A 19376-nucleotide genomic window follows, 5' to 3' on the forward strand; every position below is an offset into this window, starting at 1 on the left:
CGGCGACGCACCTGCGCGTCACACGCAGGTGGAAAGGTGATGGCATGACCCCGTCGACCCCTCTGGCCTCGCACGCCCCGCCGGCTCCGCACCACGACGGGTCCCCGCTGCACGTCTCGACGCAGGCGCCCGCGCTCGGCGAGACGGTGCGGGTGCGCCTGCGCGTGCCCGAGTCGTTCGGGCCGCTCGCGTGGGTCGGCACCCGGTCGAACCCGAACCGGGAGCCGCGGTTCGACGAGGCATCCGTCGTCGGGGCCGCCGACGGCTGGCAGTGGTGGGAGGCGGCCGTCGAGGTCGAGAACCCCGTGCACGGCTACCGCTGGCTGCTCGTCGGCGCCGACGGCCGGCAGCACTGGCTGAACCAGCTCGGCCTGTCGACGGTCGAGACCCGCGACCACGACGACTTCCGGCTCGTCGCGCACGAGCCCGCGCCCGAATGGGCGGCGTCGAGCGTGATGTACCAGGTCTTCCCCGATCGCTTCGCGAAGTCGGGGGCGGCGCCGTTCGACGAACTCAGAGCGGCCGGCGAGCTGCCCGAGTGGGCGATCGCGGCCGACTGGAGCGACCCGGTCGACCCCGTGTACCCGGGCCGGTCGAAGCAGCTCTTCGGCGGCGACCTCGACGGCGTGCGCGAGCAGCTCGACCACCTCACGTCGCTCGGCGTCGACCTGCTCTATCTGACGCCGGTCTTCCCGGCGCGCTCGAACCACCGCTACGACGCCACGACCTTCGACCTCGTCGACCCGCTGCTCGGCGGCGACGAAGCGCTCGTGCGGCTCGTCGAGGCCGCGCACGCCCGAGGCATCCGCGTCATCGGCGACCTGACCTCGAATCACTCGGGCGACGCGCACGAGTGGTTCCGGGCTGCACAGGCCGATGCCTCCGCGCCCGAGCGCGAGTTCTACTTCTTCCACCCTTCGGCAGGCTCAGGGAGCACAGCAGGCTACGAGTCGTGGCTCGGGGTGCCGAGCCTGCCGAAGTTCGACTGGAGCTCCGCCGAGCTGCGGCGCCGCTTCATCGAGGGCCCCGACTCCGTCGTCGCGCGGTTCCTCGGTGCGCCGTTCAACCTCGACGGGTGGCGCATCGACGTCGCCAACATGACGGGCCGGCTCGGCTCCGCCGACCTGAACGCCGAGGTGCGGCAGACGATCCGGCGCACGATGCTCGAGGTGAAGCCCGACACGCTGCTGCTGGGGGAGTCGACGAACGACGCCGCGAGCGACTTCCAAGGCGACGCGTGGCACGGCGCGATGACGTACACGCCGTTCACCCGTCCGCTCTGGAGCTGGTTGCTCGAGCCGGGCAGCCCTGCCGGCGGCGGCCTCGGCTTCGCGCTGCAGCGGGTGCCGACCTTCACCGGCGGCGACTTCCACGCTGCGCACACGCGGTTCGCGGCGGGATTCCCGTGGCGTACGCGCCTCGCGACCATGAACGCGCTCGACACCCACGACACCCCGCGCTTCGGGACGCACGCGCGCACCGGCGCCCTGCCCGCCGCGCTCGGACTCGCGGTGACCCTGCCCGGCATCCCCGTCGTCTGGGCCGGCGACGAGTTCGGCTTGACCGGCGACGACGGCGAGGCCTCGCGCACGCCCATGCCGTGGGGGAGCGAGAGCTCGCCCGAGGTGGCGCCCGTGCTCGAGACGTATCGGTCACTGCTCCGGCTGCGCCGCGAGCACCCGGTGCTCGCCACCGGCGGCATCCGCTGGCTCGCCGTCGGCGACGACGCCGTGGCCTTCGTGCGCGAGTCGGCCGAGGAGTCGGTGCTCGTGTTCGCGGCGCGGTCGGGGGCGACGCTGTCGTTTGACGATTCGGCGCTCGGCGGGCGCAGTGCGGCGGATGTCGCGGCGCCCCTCTCCGGGCAGGCGCGAGTCGCGGCATCCGCTGGTCTCGTGACGCTGGAAACCGACGAGGCCGGCTTCGCCGCGTGGAGTCTGCCGGGCGTCGCGGCGCCGTCGTGGCAGGCTGGAATCGCGTGACCGGCAGCCGCGTCGTCGGCTCTGTCGACGGGTTACGGCACTGGTTCGGAGGTACCGCCGAGAGGTGATATCCTCGTACGGTTGCCAAGTGCGGCAACGCGCCCCGATAGCTCAGTGGTAGAGCACTTCCATGGTAAGGAAGGGGTCGTCAGTTCAATCCTGACTCGGGGCTCTGGTTCTCTTCGGTTCGACCGTTCGGTCGGACGGGGAAGCCTACCCGGCGGGGTAGCTCAGGTGGTTAGAGCACACGGCTCATAATCGTGGTGTCGCGGGTTCGAGTCCCGCCCTCGCTACAACAGCCCCGGATTTCCACGGAAGTTCCGGGGCTTTCGTGTTCCCCGCGGGTGGTTCGCGTGACGCCGCGCCTCACAACCGCGCGAGGCCGCTTCCGATGATGAACACGCCGACCATCAGCAGGATGAGCGAGGTCACCACGCGGTTGTTGCGGGTGAGCCACTCCTTCATCTTCAGGAGCCTCGGCTGCATGCCCTTCGCGTCGATGAGCGTCGCGATGACGGGCACCGCCACGGTCGATGCGCCGATGAGCGTGTAGACGAGGATCACGATCGCCGCCTCGGAGCCCGAGAGTCCGGCGCCGCGCACCGCGAGGCCCGCGGCGAGCGCGAGCAGGATCTCCTTGGGGCGGATGTTCAGCGCGACCCCGAGCCCGAATGCGCTCCAGGGGCCGATCGACTCCATCTTGCCGAGCCACGCGGGCATCGCGTCGGTGGGGTTCCTGCGCGCACGTCGCCAGGAGATGATGCCGATGACGATCAGCCCGGCCCCGACGATCATCTCGCCGACGCCGACGGCCACATCGGGCTGCCGTGCGGAACGCGGCGTCGGCACCGCCTGCGTCGAGACCGTGCAGATGAAGACCAGCGCCGCCATGCCGAGCACCCACCCGATGAGGTACGGCAAGGCCGACTCGCGCTTCGGCGACAGCAGGATCACGATCGTCGCCATGAGCGGCACCGAGCTGAGGGCGACCGCCAGCGCGATCGGAAGGATGTGCCCTATCGCCTGCAGCATTCAGCCGCACCCCCTGACCCGTGGCAAGCCGCAGCACTTGCAGCGCCGCTGAGCACACGATATCGGAGGCGGGCGGTCGCAGCCCGGAGGCCGCTGCCCGAGCTCAGGCGGCGAACGCGTACGCGTCGACGGCGCGTCCGGATGCGGCCAGCGCCGCCGAGGTGGGCCGGTCGTGGTCGAGATCGCGCGGGCAGCCGCACCGCACCGACATCCGGCCGCCGTCGACGGACGTCACGAACTCGACGTGCTCGACCGGCCCCTGCTGCTTGCGCCTACCCCACATGTTCGGCCCCCTTCACCTGAAGAGACGCAGGGAGACGTGGATCATGACGCGGGTTCGGCCCCGGTTCCGGATGCCGCGACCGACCGCTTCGCCACCGCGCGGAGCCGCAGGGCGAACGCCCCGCCGAGCACGAGGAACCCGGCGGCCGCGAGCAGCGCCCAGCGCGAGGCATCCGCCATGCCCTCGGCGAGCGCGTCGGCGACGGCGGGCCCGGCCGAACCGAGCTTGCCGTCGTCGCCTTCCGCCCGTACCTGGGGGATGGTGCCGCCGGCCGATTCCTCCGTCGCGGAGACGATCTGCTCGGATGCCGCGGCGGGCACGCCCTCGACGGTGTCGACCTGCGCCGGCAGCGCGACCGCGAGTCCCGCCGCGAGCACGGCGCCGATGATCGCCGTGCCGAGGGCGGAGCCGACCTGGCGCCCGGTGCTCTGGGTCGCCGAGCCCTGGCCCGACTCCTCGGGAGGGATGTCGGCGAGCACGGTGCCCGTGAGCTGCGCCGAGGCGAGGCCGAGGCCGAGGCCGTAGAGGGCGAGCACGGCGGCGAGCAGCCAGGCGTTCATCTCCGACGACAGCAGCACCGCGGCGATCACCGCGCCGGCGACCTCGAGGGCGAGGCCGATCACGACGACCGTCGGTGCGCCGAACCGTTCGGCGACGTGGCGGGCCATGGCGCCGGAGACGAATGCACCGAGTCCCATGGCCGCGAGCACGAATCCGGCCGCGAGCGTCGACAGCCCGAGCGCGTTGACCGTGAAGAGGGGGAGCACGAAGAGGATGCCGAACTCGCCGATCGCGACGCACATCGCGACGAGGTTGCCCCACGTGAAGGTGGGCACCGAGAACAGGTGCACGTCGAGGATCGCCGAGCGTCCGTTCCTCGCCCGATGCCGTTCCCAGAAGAAGAAGAGCACGAGTGCGACGAGGCCGATCGCGATCGCCACCGGCACGGGGGAGATCGGCCACGAGGTGGGCCAGGTCCAGCCGAAGAGCTCGAACTGCTGCTTCGGCGCCCACCAGCCGAGCGAGCCGCCCTCGATGAGCCCGAACACGAGCGCGCCGAAGCCGATGGCCGAGAGCAGCAGGCCGTCGACGTCGAGGCCCTTCGAGGTGATGACCGCACGCGTCTCGGGCACCGTGAGGAAGGCAGCGACGAGGATGATCGCGCCGAACGGCAGGTTGACGAGGAAGATCCACTCCCACCCGAACGACTGGGTCAGCCAGCCGCCGAGCAGCGGGCCGAGCGCGGCGACACCCGAGATGACGGCACCCCAGATGCCGAAGGCGACCGCGCGATCGCGGCCGCGGAACGTGGCGTTGACCGTCGACAGCGTCGTCGGGAGGATGAACGCGCCGCCGATGCCCTGTACGAACCGGGCGAGGATGAGCGAGGTGCCGCCGGTCGCGAGGGCCGCCAGCAGGCTGCCGGCCAGGAAGACCAGGATGCCGGCCACCATCGCGCGGCGCCGGCCGAGGCGATCGCCGAGCCGCCCGGCGGTCAGCAGCAGCGCCGCGAAGATCACCGAGTAGATGCCGTTCACCCACTGCGCCTCGCTGAAGTCGAGCTTCAGGTCGTTGATGATCGTCGGCAGCGCGATGCCCACGATGGTGCCGTCGAGCACGATCATCGAGAGCGCTGCGGCGAGCACGCCGAGCCCGATCCATCGCCGTGCGCCCGTGGTTTCGGGCGCGGTTGCCGTGCCGTTCATCTCGTCGTCCCCCCGTCGGGCCAGCCCGTCATTTCCCACCGTATGCCCAGGGAAACTCGATGCCAATGCGTCATTCGATGGATGCCCGAAGCGGCTGGGCTGCGTTCTCCCAGCTCCACGGACTACCCTGAAGCGTGACTGCTGACGAAGCTCCGGTCGAGGTGGAGGCTCCAGAAGAGCCCGCCGCGACGACATTCTCCGACCTCGGACTCGATGGCGCGGTCCTGAAAGCCCTCGCCGATGTCGGCTACGAGACCCCTTCCGCGATCCAGGCCGCGACGATTCCGTCGCTGCTCGCCGGGCGCGACGTGGTGGGCCTGGCCCAGACCGGCACCGGCAAGACGGCCGCATTCGCGCTGCCGATCCTCTCGCGCCTCGACCTCTCCCAGAAGACCCCCCAGGCCCTCGTGCTCGCCCCGACCCGCGAGCTCGCGCTGCAGGTCTGCGAGGCGTTCGAGAAGTACGCCTCGCACCTCAAGGGCGTGCACATCCTCCCCGTCTACGGCGGTCAGGGCTACGGCGTGCAGCTCTCGGCGCTGCGCCGCGGCGTGCACATCGTCGTCGGCACCCCGGGTCGCATCATGGACCACCTCGACAAGGGCACCCTCGACCTCTCGGAGCTCAAGTACCTCGTGCTCGACGAGGCCGACGAGATGCTCAAGATGGGCTTCGCCGAAGACGTCGAGACGATCCTCGCCGACACCCCCGACACCAAGCAGGTCGCCCTCTTCTCGGCGACCATGCCCGCGGCGATCCGCCGCATGTCGAAGCAGTACCTGCACGACCCCGAAGAGATCACCGTCAAGACGAAGACGCAGACCTCGGCGAACATCAGCCAGCGCTACCTCATCGTCTCGTACCAGCAGAAGGTCGACGCCCTCACCCGCATCCTCGAGGTCGAGAACTTCGAGGGCATGATCGTCTTCGTGCGCACGAAGAGCGTCACCGAGGAACTCGCCGAGAAGCTGCGCGCCCGCGGGTACTCGGCCGCCGCCATCAACGGCGACATCGCCCAGGTGCAGCGCGAGCGCACGGTCAACCAGTTGAAGTCGGGCAAGCTCGACATCCTGGTGGCCACGGATGTCGCGGCGCGCGGCCTCGACGTCGAGCGCATCAGCCACGTGGTGAACTTCGACATCCCCACCGACAGTGAGCCCTACGTGCACCGCATCGGCCGCACGGGCCGCGCCGGCCGCACGGGCGACGCGATCAGCTTCGTCACGCCGCGCGAGCGCAGCCTCCTCGCCCGCATCGAGAAGGCCACGCGCCAGCCGATCGTGCAGATGCAGCTGCCGAGCGTCGACGACGTCAACGTCACGCGTCTCGCTCGCTTCGACGACCGCATCACCGCGGCGCTCGGTCAGAACGAGCGCATCGACGGCTTCCGCGACATCATCGCCCACTACGTGCGCAACCACGACGTGCCCGAAGCCGATGTCGCGGCGGCGCTCGCCGTCGTGGCTCAGGGCGAGGCGCCCCTGCTGCTCGAGCCCGAGGCCGCACGCCGCGCCGAGCGCGAGTGGAGCGATCGTCCGCCTCGCGGAGACAAGCCCGAACGCGGTGAACGTCGCGACCGCGGCGATCGCTTCGATCGCGGTGGCGACCGGGGCGACCGCCCCGAGCGCCGTCAGCGCCCGAGCAGCGGCCCCATGGCCACGTACCGTATCGCCGTCGGCAAGCGCCACAAGGTCGAGCCGCGCCAGATCGTCGGAGCGCTCGCGAACGAGGGCGGACTCAGCCGCGAAGACTTCGGCTCGATCCAGATCCGTCCGGAGTTCTCGCTCGTCGAGCTGCCCGCGAACCTGCCCCGCGAGACCCTCGAGAAGCTCGACGGCACCCGCATCTCGGGCCGGCTCATCGAGCTGCGCCCCGACCGCGGCGGCCCCACGCGTCGGTCGAACGACCGCGGCGGCGATGGCGGAGGCGACGGCGACAAGTCGTACCGGAAGCCCCGCCACAAGGGCTGAGCCGGCGCATGACGCTGACGACGGCCGGCGCGCACGGCACCCGGGTGCGGAGCGCGCTGGCCGCGGCCGTCGGTCTCGCACTCGGGCTCGGCCTGCAGCTCCTCGACCGCACGCCCGTCATCGACGTGCTCGGCAGCGTCGTCTACATCGTGTTCATCGCCTGCCTGCTGCGCGCGATCTGGCCGGGGTTCGGGGCCGCGGGCAGCGCGGCGACGGCATTCGGGTTCGCGACGGTCGTCGAGCTGTCGCAGCTGACCGAGCTGCCGCAGCGTGTGGTCGACGCGTTCCCGCCGTCGCGGCTGCTGCTCGGCAGCGCCTTCGACCCGATCGACCTCGTCGCCTACGCGGCCGGCGCCGTGCTCGCGTTCGTCGTGCAGCTCGTGCTCGTCGGCACCGCACGCGTCGCCGCGTCATCCGTCGTCGAGGACTGAACCGTCTCGATGCGAACCGTGCGGGTTGGGTACCCTCGATGGCGGACGGAGTTCTCGAACGCGACGGAGAGGCGGGTGACCATGTCCGAACACGACGGGCTCGGTGACGCCTCGCGCCGCCCTCGCGGCCGACGTGCGGCACCCGCCTCCCGCATCGGCACGATGCTCGAACCGGTGCTGCCCTACGTGGCCGCCTCGGTCGCATGGCTGACGCGTCACCGGTTGGGCGCGATGATCTCCGCCACCGGTCTGGTCGTCGTCATCATGGGCGGGGCCGGCATCGCGCTCATGCAGGCGCCCGGCGGGAGCGGCCCCGGGAACGAGGCGTCGACGTCGATCGACGACCCTCGACCGACGTCGAAGACGCCGGTAGCGCCGAGCCCCTACGGGCCCGTGCTGCCGACGCCGGTGCCTCCGACACCGGTTCCGACGCCGACCCCGGCGCCCGACGAGATCGTCGAGCCGCCGGTCGACGACGACGAGCCGGTGGAGCCGATCGAACCGACGGCGACCCCTGAGACGCCCGACGACCACCCCGGTCAGGGCAGAGGACCGAAGAAGCCCCGGTGACCCCCGGGTGTCACGGCCGCGTCAGAGCCACTTCTTGAACTTGAAGACCGCGTAGAGCCCCACGCCGAACAGCACCATCGCGGCGAGCGCCGCCGGGTAGCCGAACTCCCAGTGCGTCTCGGGCATGTCGTCGAAGTTCATGCCGTAGACCGTGCCGATGAGCGTCGGCGCGAAGATGATCGCCGCCCACGACGAGATCTTCTTGATCTCGTCGTTCTGCTTCAGGCTCGTATCCGTCTGACGGCGCGCGACGAGCGCGGAGTGCACGGTGAGGGCGTTGTCGAGGATGGCGCGGAACGAGCCGACCCGCTCGTTGATGCGGATGGCGTGGTCGAGCACGTCGCGGAGCGAGCGCTGCAGCTCGACGTCGACACGGTACTTCTCGGAGCCGCGGCGCAGCCACTCGAGCATCGCCGCGAGCGGCTGCACGGCGCGCTGGAAGTTGATCACCTCGCGCGAGAGCTCGTAGATGCGCCGCGAGAGCGCATCGTCGTCGCTGTCGCCGAAGAGCTGGTCCTCGATCTCGTCGATGTCGTTCTCGAGACCGGCGACGACCGGCTCGTACTCGTCGACGACCTCGTCGAGGATCGCGTAGAGCACCGCCTCCGGCCCCATCGCGAGCAGCTCGGGGCTCGACTCCATGCGCCGGCGCACGGCCGCGAGGTCGGGCGACTCGGCATGGCGGATCGTGACGACGAAGTCGGGGCCGACGAAGAGGTGCAGCTCGCCGAACTCGACCGTCTCGAGCTCGTCGCGGTACCGCGCCGGCCGCAGCACAGCGAAGAGGGTGTCGCCGTAGCGTTCGAGCTTCGATCGCTGATGGCCGGTCAGCGCGTCTTCGACGGCGAGCGGGTGCAGGTCGAACTCGCGGGCGACCGAGGCGACCTCGCGCGGACTCGGCCGGTAGAGCCCGATCCAGGCGAGGCCGTCATGGTCGTCCATGAGGCGGTAGGTGTCGTCGAGGTTCGTGGGTGTCTCGACGCGACGTCCGTCGACGTAGACGCCGTTGTCGACCAGAGGTGACATGAGCGATCCGTTCTCGCAGGGCGCACGGCAGCGCGCCGGGTTCGGCAGGTGAGCGGATGACGCCGCCAGCCGGGTGCGGATCGGAGCGCGTTCGTGCGTGGGCGAGCAGGGGCTCAGCGCAGGCGGGAACGCAGCGACGACGCAGCATGGGTGGCGGCGTCGGTACTATGATCGGCCATCGCCCTCACCGCCTCTCGCATCAGGGGCCGCTCGGTGGCAGGCCCGACGGCAGAGTCTAGCCCACGCGCCTGAGGCGTCGAACGGCTCGGTCGATCGCCGAGACGACGCCCACCCCGGCCGTCCGGACCGGCCGGGGCAGGGGCAGGCGCGCGGCGGCGGCGCGTGCGCGGCCGAATCGGGCCGTGCGCCGCACCTCCTTGCGCACCTCGGCGTGATGCAGTTCCCGGGCCCAGATGCGGGTCACCCGCTCCTCGTCGAAGCGCCTCGCGGTGCGCACGGCGGCGGCTCGCATGCGGGCGACGTGTCGCGGCGGCATCCGCTGCAGTCGAACGATCGCGTCGGCCAGCCCGTCGACGTCGCCGGGCGGCACGAGGAAGCCGTTTCGTCCGTCGCGGATCAGGTCGGCGGGCCCGTAGGGGATGTCGTAGGCGATCGGCAGGCAGCCGGCGGCCATCGCCTCGACGAGCACGAGCGGGAATCCCTCGGAGTGCGAGGTGAGCAGCAGGAACGACGCGTCGGGAAGGTGCCGGCGCGCATCGGGGTCGAAGCCGTGCAGCTCGATCGCCGCCGGGTCGGTGATGCGTCGTTCGAGCGCCGGGCGGCTCTCGCCTTCGCCGTACACGTCGAGGTGCACGTCGACGTCAGCGCGCGTGTTCGCCGCCTGCACCGCGGCGATCGCGTGCGAGACGCGCTTGCGACGGGTGAGTGCGGCGAGCACCACACCCCGGGCGGGGTCGCGGGGCGACGGCGAGGGCGCCTCGGAGCCCTCGGGCGGGAGCGGTCGCGGATTCGGGATCACGACGAGATGGTCGTGCCGGCCGATGATCTGCTCGAGGTCGTGGCGTTGCCGCTCGGAGAGCACCGCCACGAGGTCGAAGTCGTCGAGGTGCTCGAGCACCTCGCGCCGCGATTGTCGGATGGGGTGCTCCTCCGAAGGTCCGGAGCGATGCGACGCGTGCACGACGTGCGCGGTGATCACGTGCGGCCGGCGGTACTCGAGCATGAACGGCGCCATCGTCTTGCTGTCGACGATCGCGAAGGTCGGCTCGCCCGCGGTCAGGGCGTCGAGCCACGCCCGGTAGAGGGTCCAGAGGCGCCGCCACGAGCGCACCGGCCGCCCCTCGCCGTCGCAGAGCACCACCGATCGGCCGCCGAGCACGCCGCGCTCGCGAGTGTCGTGCCGGTCGCTGAGCAGCAGCGTGCCGTCGTCGCGATAGTGGTCGGTCTGCAGGGTGGTGCCGTCGACGTCGAGCCGCGAACGGCTCATCACGTGATCGCCGCGCCGCCGCACCTCCGTCGCCTCGTCGGGTGCGAGCGGCGTGAACGTCTCGGGGTCGTGGCGCAGCGAACCACCGGGCAGCGGATGGCTCCGGAGCCAGTCGTAGAGGTTGACGATGCGCACTCCGGGCGCGAGCACGCCGCGCTCCCGCAGCATCCGTTCGACGTCCGGAGTGTCGGGCCGGGCGTCGAAGGTCAGCACGTCGACGTCGACCCCGGCGACGCGATGGAACGCGGCGGATCGGCGCAGCATCGCATCGGTCATGCCCCCGAAGGCATCGGGGATCGACCAGGTGACGGCGAAGTGGCGGCCGTCGGGCAGCGCGATGCGAGTCATCCGCTCCCCCCTGGCCTGCGCGGGTCTGACATGCTCTCGAGCCTATCCACGGGGGCTCCGAGAGCACTGAGGGCGGTCGCGGGTCGTGTCCGGGCTTCGGCACAGGCCGCGTTCATGCGCCGTTCAGACTGGCATGGTCGGCTAGTGTCCATGCCAGACGCCCGAGGTCGCGCGTCCACCACCGATCGATGGGATGAATCGTGACGAGCCGTACGGCCGAGTACCCCCGGCCGGACCACTTCCTCCTCCACATCAGCGACACGCACGTGCTCGCCGGCGGCGGCATGCTCTACGACCGGGTCGCCAGCGAGCGGCACCTGCAGGCCCTCTTCGAGGAGTTCGAGGCATCCGGCGGCAGGCCCGAGGCGATCGTCTTCACGGGCGACCTCGCCGACAAGGGCGAGCCCGACGCGTACGACCGCATCCGGCGCATCGTCGACCCCGTCGCCGAGCGGCTCGATTCGAAGGTGATCTGGGTCATGGGCAACCACGACGAGCGGTCGGCGTTCCGCCGCGGACTGCTCGGCGAGCTCGGCACGAGCGGCGATGGCGGGGTGCGGCCGGTCGACCGGGTCGACGACGTGAACGGACTGCGCGTCATCACGCTCGACTCCACGGTGCCCGGGCAGCACCACGGCGAGATCGCCTCCGACCAGCTCGACTGGCTCGCCGAAGAGCTCTCGATGCCCGCGCCGCACGGCACGATCCTCGCCATGCACCACCCGCCGGTGCCGAGCGTGCTCGACCTCGCCGTCGCCGTCGAGCTGCGCGATCAGGGCGGGCTCGCCGAGGTGGTCGAGGGCAGCGACATCCGCTCGATCATCGCCGGTCACCTGCACTACTCGTCGACCGCGACGTTCGCGGGCGTTCCCGTCTCGGTGGCCTCGGCCAGTTGCTACACGCAAGACCTCAACGTGCCCGTCGGCGGCACCCGCGGGCGCGACGGCGCGCGCGCCTTCAACCTCGTGCACGTGTATCCGACCACGGTGCTGCACTCGGTCGTGCCGCTCGGGTCGTACGCGCCGCTCGACTGGATCGACGCGGAGGAGAGCGCGCGGCGCCTCGCGTCCTCCGGCATCGGCATCGCGGATGCCGCGACCACGCCGGTGCCGAAGGACCCGCCGTTCACCATGCCGATCCCGGTGCTCGCGGGCTGAGCACCGCGACCACGCGCGAGCCGGCGACAGGCCGGCCTCCGCGGTTCGTCCGCGCGTCCTTCCTCGTGATCGGCGCGAACTGCAATACTCAGACGACTTCTCCCGACCGCTCCGGCCCTGCACGACGCGCGAGGCGAGCAGACGACCTGGGGAGGTGGCGTATGAGCACGGAGCTCGCCGCGATCATCGGAGTGGTGCTGGTGCTCGCCGACTGGGCGATCCGCATCGCCGCGCTCATCATCGTGCCGCGGGGGCGCAAGCCCACTGCCGCGATGGCGTGGCTCCTCGCGATCTTCCTGATCCCGTTCGTCGGCATCGCCTTCTTCCTGCTGATCGGCAGCGTGAAGCTGCCGAAGCGGCGGCGCGAGAAGCAGCGCGAGATCAACGCCATGATCGCCGCGAAGACCCAGGGCGTCGACCTCACTCCCGACCGCGCCACGTGGCCCGAGTGGTTCGCCACGCTCACCGAGCAGAACCGCACGCTCGGCGCACTGCCGGCGGTCGGCGGCAACACGGCCCACCTCATCGGCGACTACCAGGCCTCGATCGACGCCATGGCGGCCGAGATCGACACCGCTGCCAGGTTCGTGCACGTCGAGTTCTACATCGTCTCGTTCGACGACACGACGCGCGGCTTCTTCGCGGCGATGGAGCGCGCGGTGCAGCGCGGCGTCACCGTGCGGGTGCTGCTCGACGCGGTGGCGACGAACCGCACCGCCGATCACGACGCGACGTACGCCGAGCTCGACCGCATCGGGGCGAAGTGGAGCTCGATGCTGCCGGTGCGCCTGCGCAAGGGGCAGTACCAGCGACCCGACCTGCGCAACCACCGCAAGCTCGTCGTCGTCGACGGGCTCGTCGGGTTCATGGGCTCGCAGAACCTCATCGCACGCAGCTACAACTCGCCCAAGAACATCAAGCGGGGGCTCATGTGGCAGGAGCTCGTGACGCGCGTCACGGGCCCCGTCGTGACCGCGATCAACACCGTGTTCATGTCGGACTGGTACCTCGAGACCGACGAGATCCTCGGCGACGAAGAGAACGTGCCCGCCGCGGCCGTGCCGGCGAGCACCGCACCCGACGCGCTCGTCTGCCAGGTCGTGCCGAGCGGCCCCGGCTACGACGCCGAGAACGGACTGCGGCTCTTCCTCACGCTCATCAACTCGGCGCAGCGGCAGGCCATCATCACGAGCCCGTACTTCGTGCCCGACGAGGCGATGCTCTACGCGATCACCTCGGCCTGCTACCGCGGACTCGACGTGCAGCTCTTCGTCTCCGAGATCGGCGACCAGGGCTCGGTCTGGCACGCGCAGCGCTCGTACTACCGCGACCTGCTGCAGGCGGGGGTGAAGATCTGGCTCTACCCGGGCCCGTACATCCTGCACTCGAAGCACCTCTCGATCGACGACGACGTCGCCGTGATCGGGTCGAGCAACATGGACATCCGCTCGTTCAGCCTGAACTCCGAGGTGTCGCTGCTCGTGCGCGGCCGGTCGTTCGTCGAGCAGATGCGGGCCGTCGAGCAGGGGTACCGCGACGCGGGCCGCCAGCTCACGCTCGAGGAGTGGGACCGCGAGCCCGGTTCGGCGACGTTCCTCGACGGGGTCGCGCGGCTCACCTCGGCGCTGCAGTAGCCCCGGCGACCCGCCTCAGGCGATGCGGTCGGGCACGGCGGATGCCGCGGCGTCCGCCTGCTCCGAGGCATCCGTCGCCGCCTTCTCCCATGGGGCCGGGAACGGGAAGTAGCGCTCGAGGAAGTCGATGACGGCCGCCGTGCGCTCTTCGACCGAGATCTCGGGGAAGCTGCCGTCGTTCAGGCAGAACATGTCGTGGTCGCGGTGCTTCAGGAGCTCCTTCATCGCGGGCAGCGCCTGGCGCAGCGTCGTCTCGACGTACTTGACGCGTGCATCGCGCTGCTCGACGGCGTGCCCGGCGAGCAGCGAGTAGTAGTGGTACAGCGAGTTCGTCACCGAGATGTCGGTCGCCGAGCGGAAGCGGCTCGCCGCCGTGCGCCGGAACTCCTCGGGGAAGGTGGCCTCGAGCTCGGCCATGACGCTCTTGCGGAGCGGGGCGGCGCAGTGCTCGAGGTGCCGGGTCGTGACCTTGCCGAACCGTTCGCGCAGGAGCGCCCGGTTCACCCGCGCGGCATTCTCGAACCCGCTGCGGCCGGGGTGGGTCGAACCGAGGCCGATGCGGGTCGCGGCCTCGACGAACTTCGTGATGCCGCCGGGGGAGAAGAAGAGCGACGGACTCAGCGGGCGACCGAAGAACATGTCGTCGTTCGAGTAGAGGAAGTGCTCGGCGAGGCCCTCGATGTGGTGCAGCTGGCTCTCGACCGCGTGCGAGTTGTGGGTCGGCAGCACCGAGGTGTCGGCGAACATCGCCTCGCTCGGCACGATCGTGACCTTGGGGTGCTTCGCGAGCCACGCCGGTGCGCCCGAGTCGGTCGCGATGAAGATGCGGCGCACCCACGGTGCGAAGAGGTGCACCGAGCGCAGGGCGTACTTCAGCTCGTCGATCTGCCGGTAGCGGGCCTCGGAGTCGTCGCCTTCGCCGACGACGTAGCTCTGCATGCGCTTGGCCCGCTCGCGGATGAACTCGTCGCTCGAGCCGTCGACCCAGGAGAAGACCATGTCGATCTCGAAGTCGACGTCGCTCGCGAGCGGCTCCCACATGTGCTCGAGAGTCGGCCAGTCGCGGCCGTGCAGGTGCACGACGTCGTCGGTGGTCTCGGAGCGCTGGAGGGTGCGGCGCATCAGCACGTTCTCGGCGGGCGCCTCGATCGTCTCGTCGCCGAAGCGCCAGAACTCGAGCTGCACGCCGGTCTCACTGCCATAGCGCAGGCGCCCGATCGGTTCGACACGGGGGCGGTAGACGCGGAGCATCGTCGGCTTGCGGCCGGCGGAGAGCCGGCCGTCGGCGAGGAGCACGGGGTGGGTCTCCGCGGCGCGCTTCGGCGCGAGGGTCGTGGCGTAGAACGGCTCGTCGGCGAACGCCGCCGCGAACGCGCGCGCGACGGCCTTGCGTTCGGCGCGGTCGACGGCGATGATCGGGCGGTCGTTGTTGCCGCGCACGAGGAGGAACGGGATCTCGGCCTCGTCGAGCGCCGCGCCGAGTGCGAGCAGGTCTTCGGCCATCGACTCCTGCGGCGTCATGTGGCCGTTCCGCAGGGCGTACTGGCCCTTGCGCAGCACGAGATCGTCGCGGTCGAAGCGGAGTGCACGACCGGCGGATGCCACGAGCACGAGTTCGGACGCGTCGGAGAGCCGCATCGGCGGGGCGGGCGTCGCTTCCCTCCTCGCGAACGCGTGTCCGTCGTGCTGCTGCCGGTCAGGGGTTCGATCGCGGTCGGGTCTCGTCACGAAGCAGTGGCCTCCAGGGGGTGGGTGAAGCGCGATTGCGCGGTGCTCTGATTGTACGCAGCGCACGGGCGTCGGCGACCGTGTCCATCGCCGACTATTGACAGCATGCTGTCATTGTGGAAGCATGACAGCATGCTGACAAACACCGAATCGAACGAGAAGCTCGTCGTGCTCTACGCCACGAACACCATGGCCGACTGGGAGTACGGCTACCTCACTGCCGGGCTCGGCATGGCCGGTGGCGCGATCCGCCTCGTGGCGGCGGGCGAGACCGCGGCCGAGGTCGACACGATGGGCGGGCTCCACGTGCGTCCCGATGCCGCGCTCGCCGACCTCGATCCCGATGACATCGCCATGCTCGTGCTCCCCGGCGCCGACACGTGGGCAGAGGGGCACGAGCAGGTGCTCGCGCTCGCCTCCCGTCTCGCCGACTCGGGCACCCCGATCGCGGCGATCTGCGGCGGCACCCTCGGGCTCGCCCGGGTCGGCCTGCTCGACGAGCGGCGGCACACGAGCAACGCCCCCGACTTCCTCGCCATGGCCGACGGGTACGCCGGGGCCGCGCACTACTCCGACGAGCGTGCGGTCGTCGACGGCGGAGTGATCACGGCGGGCGCCACGGCCCCGCTCGAGTTCGCCAAGGCGATCTTCGAGGCGCTCGGCGCCATGCCGCAGCCAGTGGTCGACGCCTGGTACGGCCTCTACACCACCGGTGAGCGCCGGTACTTCGATGCGCTCGTGGGTGCCGCGTGACCACCCGGCGCAGTGCGGCGGGCGATGCGCTCACCGCACTCGTGCTGCCGGTGTTCGAGCTCAATGGCGAGTTCCTCGAGGCCGCTCGCGACATCGCGGGGCCCGAGGGTCTCACGCCGGCGGAGTGGCAGGTGCTCGGCGCGACCCTCGACGAGGGCCTTCCCGTCGCCGAGATCGCGCGACGGGTCGGCCTCGGGCTCGCCAGGCAGAGCGTGCAGCGCACCGCCGACCTCCTCGTCGAGCGCGGGTGGGCCGAGTACGACGAGAACCCGCGGCACCGTCGCGCGAAACTGCTGCGGCCCACGGCTGGCGGGCGGGCGGCCGTCGAGCGCCTGGGTGCGGCCCAGCGCGCATGGGCCGACGCCGTGGGCGCGGCGGTGGGCGCGGCGGAGCTGCAGGCGGCCGTCGCGACACTGCTTCGCGTCGTCGACGCCTCGCGGCAGGTGCGAGGCCTCGCCGGCTGACGTCTCGGGGCCTGTGAGTTTCACGAGGATTTGTCGACCCGTCCGCATCGAGGCGTAGCGTGAAATCGTGCGGACGGCGTCGTCCCGCCTTCCGTATCGTTCCCCGAACACCCGGGAACGGCAGGAAGAAGGTCATCATGACCAGCCAGACGATCCCGACCCGGCCCAGACCCCCCGTCGCGGCAGGCGGTTCGCCGGGCAACAGCGACTTCACCGAGCTCGCCCGGCTCGTGAAGTTGGCCGGCCTCATGCGCCGGCGCTACGGCTACTACTGGACGAAGCTCATCGCGGTGCCCGTCGCCACCGGCGGCGCGATCATGCTCTTCGTGTGGATCGGCGACACGTGGTGGCAGATGTTCACCGCGGTCGGCTTCGCCGTGCTCTTCACGCAGACGGCGTTCCTCGGTCACGACGCCGCCCACCGCCAGATCTTCCGCTCGGGCAAGTGGAACGACTGGGCGAGCCTCATCCTCGGCGGCTTCGTCGGCATGAGCTACGGCTGGTGGCAGCACAAGCACACGCGCCACCACGCGAACCCCAACCAGATCGGCGCCGACCCCGACATCGACCTGCCGGTCGTCGCGTTCACTCCCGAGCAGGCGGCGCAGGATCGGGCGGCCTTCTTCCGCTGGATCATCGCGCACCAGGGGCTGTTCTTCTTCCCGATACTGCTGCTCGAGGGCCTCTCACTGCACGCGTCGAGCGTGCACCGGGTGCTCGCTCGCGAACACCTCGCGCGGCGCCCGGTCGAGATCACCTTCCTCGCGGTGCGCCTCATCGGGTACCTCGCGATCGTCTTCCTCGTGCTCTCGCCCGACAAGGCCGTCGTGTTCCTCGCGATCCAGCTCGGGGTGTTCGGGTTCTACATGGGCATGTCGTTCGCCCCGAACCACAAGGGGATGCCGCTCGTTCCGGCGGGCATGAAGCTCGACTTCCTGCGCCGCCAGGCGCTCATGAGCCGCAACATCCGCGGCAACCGCGTGCTCGACTTCGCGATGGGCGGGTTGAACTACCAGATCGAGCACCACCTGTTCCCGTCGATGCCCCGGCCGCACCTGCGACGGGCCGCACCGCTCATCGCCGACTACCTGCACCAGCACGACGTGCCCTACACGCAGACCACCCTGTGGCATTCGTACGCGATCGTGTTCCGATACATCAACCGCGTCGGCCTCGGCGAGCGCGACCCGTTCGAGTGCCCCCTCCTGGCGGCGAGAGCGAGCATCTGAGCCGTCGCGCGTGACGCCGCGTGACCTCGCGTTGACACGTGTGACGGGCGGCCTCGCGGCATCCGCTCGCCCTCTTTACGGTCGGGTCAGGAGGTCGACATGACACGACTCATCATCGGCGCGATGATCAGGGCCATCGGCGCGTACCCCTCGGGGTGGCGGTACCCGGGCGCGCACCGCGACCCCCGCGGCGATGCGGCGGTGCTGCGTCGCGCCGCAGAGGTGGCCGAGGCGGCGAGACTCGACTACCTGTTCTTCGGCGACTGGCTCGCGACGGGGCACGACCTCGAGTACCACGACCCCTACCTCGTCGCCCGGGTCGACCCGATCTCGGCGATCACCTACCTCGCGGGCGTCACCTCCCGCATCGGGCTCATCGCGACCGCGAACACGAGCTACTCCGACCCGTACACGCTCGCCCGCGCGACGGCGTCGGTCGACCTGCTCTCGGGCGGCAGGGCCGGCCTCAACCTCGTCACGGGCGCCGAGCCGCGCGCCGCCGCGAACCACGGCGTCGACTTCCACACCGCCAACGAGGCGCGCTACGACCGCGCGGTCGAGTTCGAGATCGTGCTGCGGCGCCTCTGGGATTCCTTCGACGACGACGCGATCGTCGCGGATGCCTCGAGCGGCGTGTACCTCGACCCGCAGAAGCTGCACGCCGCCGACTTCCACGGCGAGCACCTCAGCGTGACCGGTCCGCTCAACGTGCCGCGCCCGGTGCAGGGCCACCTGCCGATCGTGCACGCGGGCATCTCGCCGCGGTCGCGGCTGTTCGCCGCGCAGAGCGCCGACCTCGCGCTGGTCGCCGTCGGCGATCGAGAGCAGGCGATCGCGATCCGCGAGGAGCTGCGCTCGCTCGCCTTCGAGTCGGGCCGCGACGACCGCACGCTGAAGGTCATCGCGCCCGTGCTGCCGATCGTTGGGGAGACGCGGGAGCACGCCCAGTCGATCGCCGACGAGCTCAGCGAGCTCGTGCAGATCGCCGAGGACTGGCCGGGCGGCCCGCCGCCGGCGTTCCCGTCGAACCGTTCGCTCGCACAGCTCTCGCTGCTCGTGGGGGTCGACCTCGCCGGGCTCTCGCCCGACCGTTCGGTCACGCCGCCCCTCGTCGCCGAGTTCAGCGCCGCCGGGCAGGAGCTCGTCGAGATCGTCGCCGAGCGCACTGGGCGGAGCCCCTCGAGCGAGCGACCGCCGACCCTGCGGCATCTCGTCGTCGCGGCATCCGTCAACGCCTCGATGATCGTCGGCACCGCCGACGACATCGCCGCCGAGTTCGAGGCGTGGGGCGACGCGGGGGCCGTCGACGGGTTCAACGTGCTCTCGGCCGTGCAGCCGCAGCAGTTCGAGGCGTTCGCGTTCCAGGTCGTTCCGGAGCTGCAGCGGCGGGGGCTCCTGCCGACCGAGTACGAGGGCGCGACGCTCCGCGAGCACCTCGGACTCGCCCGGCCCGAGAGCGTGCACGCGGCCGGCGACCCGGTGGCCGCCGCCGGGCAGCGGCACGGGTCGCGCGGACGGCTCGCGTCGGCGCGGAGACATCCGTAGCCCGCGTGCCCGCCCTTGTGTGTCGCAATGTGTCGCGGTGTGACCCTGCGCGGCGAGGGACGGTTGAGCGCGATTCC

16 protein-coding genes and 2 tRNA genes are annotated in these 19376 nt (G+C 70.9%); 12 read left to right on the top strand and 6 right to left on the bottom strand.

What is annotated here, in order from left to right; all coding sequences use genetic code 11:
- Positions 1 to 44: 44 nt before the first annotated feature.
- The 3 genes from BJY17_RS14605 to BJY17_RS14615 all read left to right on the top strand — a co-directional run bounded on the left by BJY17_RS14605 (position 45) and on the right by BJY17_RS14615 (position 2272).
- Positions 45 to 1979 carry a glycoside hydrolase family 13 protein gene (locus BJY17_RS14605; protein WP_179552001.1) on the top strand — a complete coding sequence of 645 codons (1935 nt, stop codon included), beginning with the start codon at positions 45 to 47 and terminating at the stop codon, positions 1977 to 1979.
- A 100-nt stretch (positions 1980 to 2079) separates the two neighbouring features.
- Positions 2080 to 2151: transfer RNA gene (locus tag BJY17_RS14610), tRNA-Thr, on the top strand.
- A 47-nt stretch (positions 2152 to 2198) separates the two neighbouring features.
- A tRNA-Met gene (locus tag BJY17_RS14615) sits at positions 2199 to 2272 on the top strand.
- Between the two features lie 73 nt (positions 2273 to 2345).
- On the opposite strand, the gene BJY17_RS14620 is transcribed toward BJY17_RS14615, so the two are convergent.
- From BJY17_RS14620 to BJY17_RS14630, 3 genes are all read right to left on the bottom strand, one after another.
- The gene (locus tag BJY17_RS14620) at positions 2346 to 3011 is read right to left on the bottom strand and encodes a GAP family protein (protein WP_179552002.1); all 666 of its coding nucleotides are present in this window, start codon (positions 3009 to 3011) and stop codon (positions 2346 to 2348) included.
- A 103-nt stretch (positions 3012 to 3114) separates the two neighbouring features.
- Positions 3115 to 3294 carry a hypothetical protein gene (locus BJY17_RS14625; protein WP_179552003.1) on the bottom strand — a complete coding sequence of 60 codons (180 nt, stop codon included), beginning with the start codon at positions 3292 to 3294 and terminating at the stop codon, positions 3115 to 3117.
- A 41-nt stretch (positions 3295 to 3335) separates the two neighbouring features.
- The gene (locus tag BJY17_RS14630) at positions 3336 to 5000 is read right to left on the bottom strand and encodes a DHA2 family efflux MFS transporter permease subunit (RefSeq protein WP_179552004.1); all 1665 of its coding nucleotides are present in this window, start codon (positions 4998 to 5000) and stop codon (positions 3336 to 3338) included.
- Between the two features lie 134 nt (positions 5001 to 5134).
- Here BJY17_RS14630 and BJY17_RS14635 point away from each other — a divergent pair, with 134 nt between their 5' ends.
- The 3 genes from BJY17_RS14635 to BJY17_RS14645 all read left to right on the top strand — a co-directional run bounded on the left by BJY17_RS14635 (position 5135) and on the right by BJY17_RS14645 (position 7968).
- The gene (locus BJY17_RS14635) at positions 5135 to 6967 is read left to right on the top strand and encodes a DEAD/DEAH box helicase (RefSeq protein WP_179552005.1); all 1833 of its coding nucleotides are present in this window, start codon (positions 5135 to 5137) and stop codon (positions 6965 to 6967) included.
- Between the two features lie 8 nt (positions 6968 to 6975).
- Positions 6976 to 7398, top strand: coding sequence for a ribosomal maturation YjgA family protein (locus BJY17_RS14640; protein WP_179552006.1), 423 nt, complete (start codon positions 6976 to 6978; stop codon positions 7396 to 7398).
- A gap of 75 nt (positions 7399 to 7473) precedes the next feature.
- A complete protein-coding gene (locus tag BJY17_RS14645; protein WP_218889923.1) occupies positions 7474 to 7968 on the top strand; it encodes a hypothetical protein in 495 nt (164 codons plus the stop codon).
- A 21-nt stretch (positions 7969 to 7989) separates the two neighbouring features.
- Here the strand turns inward: BJY17_RS14645 and BJY17_RS14650 are convergent, their stop codons facing one another.
- Together BJY17_RS14650 and BJY17_RS14655 are read right to left on the bottom strand one after the other, a co-directional pair.
- Entirely contained in the window at positions 7990 to 8994 is a 1005-nt protein-coding gene (locus BJY17_RS14650; RefSeq protein WP_179552008.1) for a magnesium and cobalt transport protein CorA, read from the bottom strand.
- A 235-nt stretch (positions 8995 to 9229) separates the two neighbouring features.
- Positions 9230 to 10789 carry a glycosyltransferase gene (locus tag BJY17_RS14655; RefSeq protein ID WP_179552009.1) on the bottom strand — a complete coding sequence of 520 codons (1560 nt, stop codon included), beginning with the start codon at positions 10787 to 10789 and terminating at the stop codon, positions 9230 to 9232.
- Between the two features lie 200 nt (positions 10790 to 10989).
- Between BJY17_RS14655 and BJY17_RS14660 the strand changes: the two genes are divergently transcribed.
- A complete protein-coding gene (locus tag BJY17_RS14660) occupies positions 10990 to 11946 on the top strand; it encodes a phosphodiesterase (RefSeq protein ID WP_179552010.1) in 957 nt (318 codons plus the stop codon).
- A 161-nt stretch (positions 11947 to 12107) separates the two neighbouring features.
- Positions 12108 to 13580, top strand: coding sequence for a cardiolipin synthase (cls, locus tag BJY17_RS14665; RefSeq protein WP_179552011.1), 1473 nt, complete (start codon positions 12108 to 12110; stop codon positions 13578 to 13580).
- A gap of 15 nt (positions 13581 to 13595) precedes the next feature.
- Here the strand turns inward: cls and BJY17_RS14670 are convergent, their stop codons facing one another.
- Positions 13596 to 15218: a stealth family protein gene (locus BJY17_RS14670; RefSeq protein ID WP_179552899.1), complete on the bottom strand. Its 1623-nt coding sequence runs from the start codon at positions 15216 to 15218 to the stop codon at positions 13596 to 13598.
- Positions 15219 to 15440: 222 nt separating this feature from the next.
- On the opposite strand from BJY17_RS14670, the gene BJY17_RS14675 reads away from it, so the two are divergent.
- From BJY17_RS14675 to BJY17_RS14690, 4 genes are all read left to right on the top strand, one after another.
- Positions 15441 to 16061, top strand: coding sequence for a DJ-1/PfpI family protein (locus tag BJY17_RS14675; protein ID WP_179552012.1), 621 nt, complete (start codon positions 15441 to 15443; stop codon positions 16059 to 16061).
- The gene (locus BJY17_RS14680) at positions 16058 to 16525 is read left to right on the top strand and encodes a MarR family winged helix-turn-helix transcriptional regulator (RefSeq protein ID WP_179552013.1); all 468 of its coding nucleotides are present in this window, start codon (positions 16058 to 16060) and stop codon (positions 16523 to 16525) included. The genes BJY17_RS14675 and BJY17_RS14680 overlap by 4 nt, the downstream gene beginning before the upstream one ends.
- 137 nt (positions 16526 to 16662) lie before the next feature.
- On the top strand, positions 16663 to 17754 hold the full coding sequence (locus tag BJY17_RS14685; protein WP_179552014.1) for a fatty acid desaturase family protein: 1092 nt from the start codon (positions 16663 to 16665) through the stop codon (positions 17752 to 17754).
- A 99-nt stretch (positions 17755 to 17853) separates the two neighbouring features.
- Complete coding sequence (locus BJY17_RS14690; protein WP_179552015.1) at positions 17854 to 19299, top strand: NtaA/DmoA family FMN-dependent monooxygenase; 1446 nt, start codon at positions 17854 to 17856, stop codon at positions 19297 to 19299.
- Positions 19300 to 19376 lie beyond the last annotated feature (77 nt).

Source organism: Agromyces hippuratus, from assembly GCF_013410355.1.
GTDB classification, from domain to species: Bacteria; Actinomycetota; Actinomycetes; order Actinomycetales; family Microbacteriaceae; genus Agromyces; species Agromyces hippuratus.

Excerpts from the sequence above, each read along its gene's own strand:
- BJY17_RS14625 (WP_179552003.1), bottom strand. The coding sequence starts at position 3,294 with ATGTGGGGTAGGCGCAAGCAGCAGGGGCCGGTCGAGCACGTCGAGTTC.
- BJY17_RS14690 (WP_179552015.1), top strand. The coding sequence starts at position 17,854 with ATGACACGACTCATCATCGGCGCGATGATCAGGGCCATCGGCGCGTAC.
- BJY17_RS14675 (WP_179552012.1), top strand. The coding sequence starts at position 15,441 with ATGCTGACAAACACCGAATCGAACGAGAAGCTCGTCGTGCTCTACGCC.
- BJY17_RS14670 (WP_179552899.1), bottom strand. The coding sequence starts at position 15,218 with ATGCGGCTCTCCGACGCGTCCGAACTCGTGCTCGTGGCATCCGCCGGT.
- BJY17_RS14655 (WP_179552009.1), bottom strand. The coding sequence starts at position 10,789 with ATGACTCGCATCGCGCTGCCCGACGGCCGCCACTTCGCCGTCACCTGG.
- BJY17_RS14620 (WP_179552002.1), bottom strand. The coding sequence starts at position 3,011 with ATGCTGCAGGCGATAGGGCACATCCTTCCGATCGCGCTGGCGGTCGCC.
- BJY17_RS14650 (WP_179552008.1), bottom strand. The coding sequence starts at position 8,994 with ATGTCACCTCTGGTCGACAACGGCGTCTACGTCGACGGACGTCGCGTC.
- BJY17_RS14630 (WP_179552004.1), bottom strand. The coding sequence starts at position 5,000 with ATGAACGGCACGGCAACCGCGCCCGAAACCACGGGCGCACGGCGATGG.
- BJY17_RS14605 (WP_179552001.1), top strand. The coding sequence starts at position 45 with ATGACCCCGTCGACCCCTCTGGCCTCGCACGCCCCGCCGGCTCCGCAC.
- BJY17_RS14685 (WP_179552014.1), top strand. The coding sequence starts at position 16,663 with ATGACCAGCCAGACGATCCCGACCCGGCCCAGACCCCCCGTCGCGGCA.
- cls (WP_179552011.1), top strand. The coding sequence starts at position 12,108 with ATGAGCACGGAGCTCGCCGCGATCATCGGAGTGGTGCTGGTGCTCGCC.
- BJY17_RS14640 (WP_179552006.1), top strand. The coding sequence starts at position 6,976 with ATGACGCTGACGACGGCCGGCGCGCACGGCACCCGGGTGCGGAGCGCG.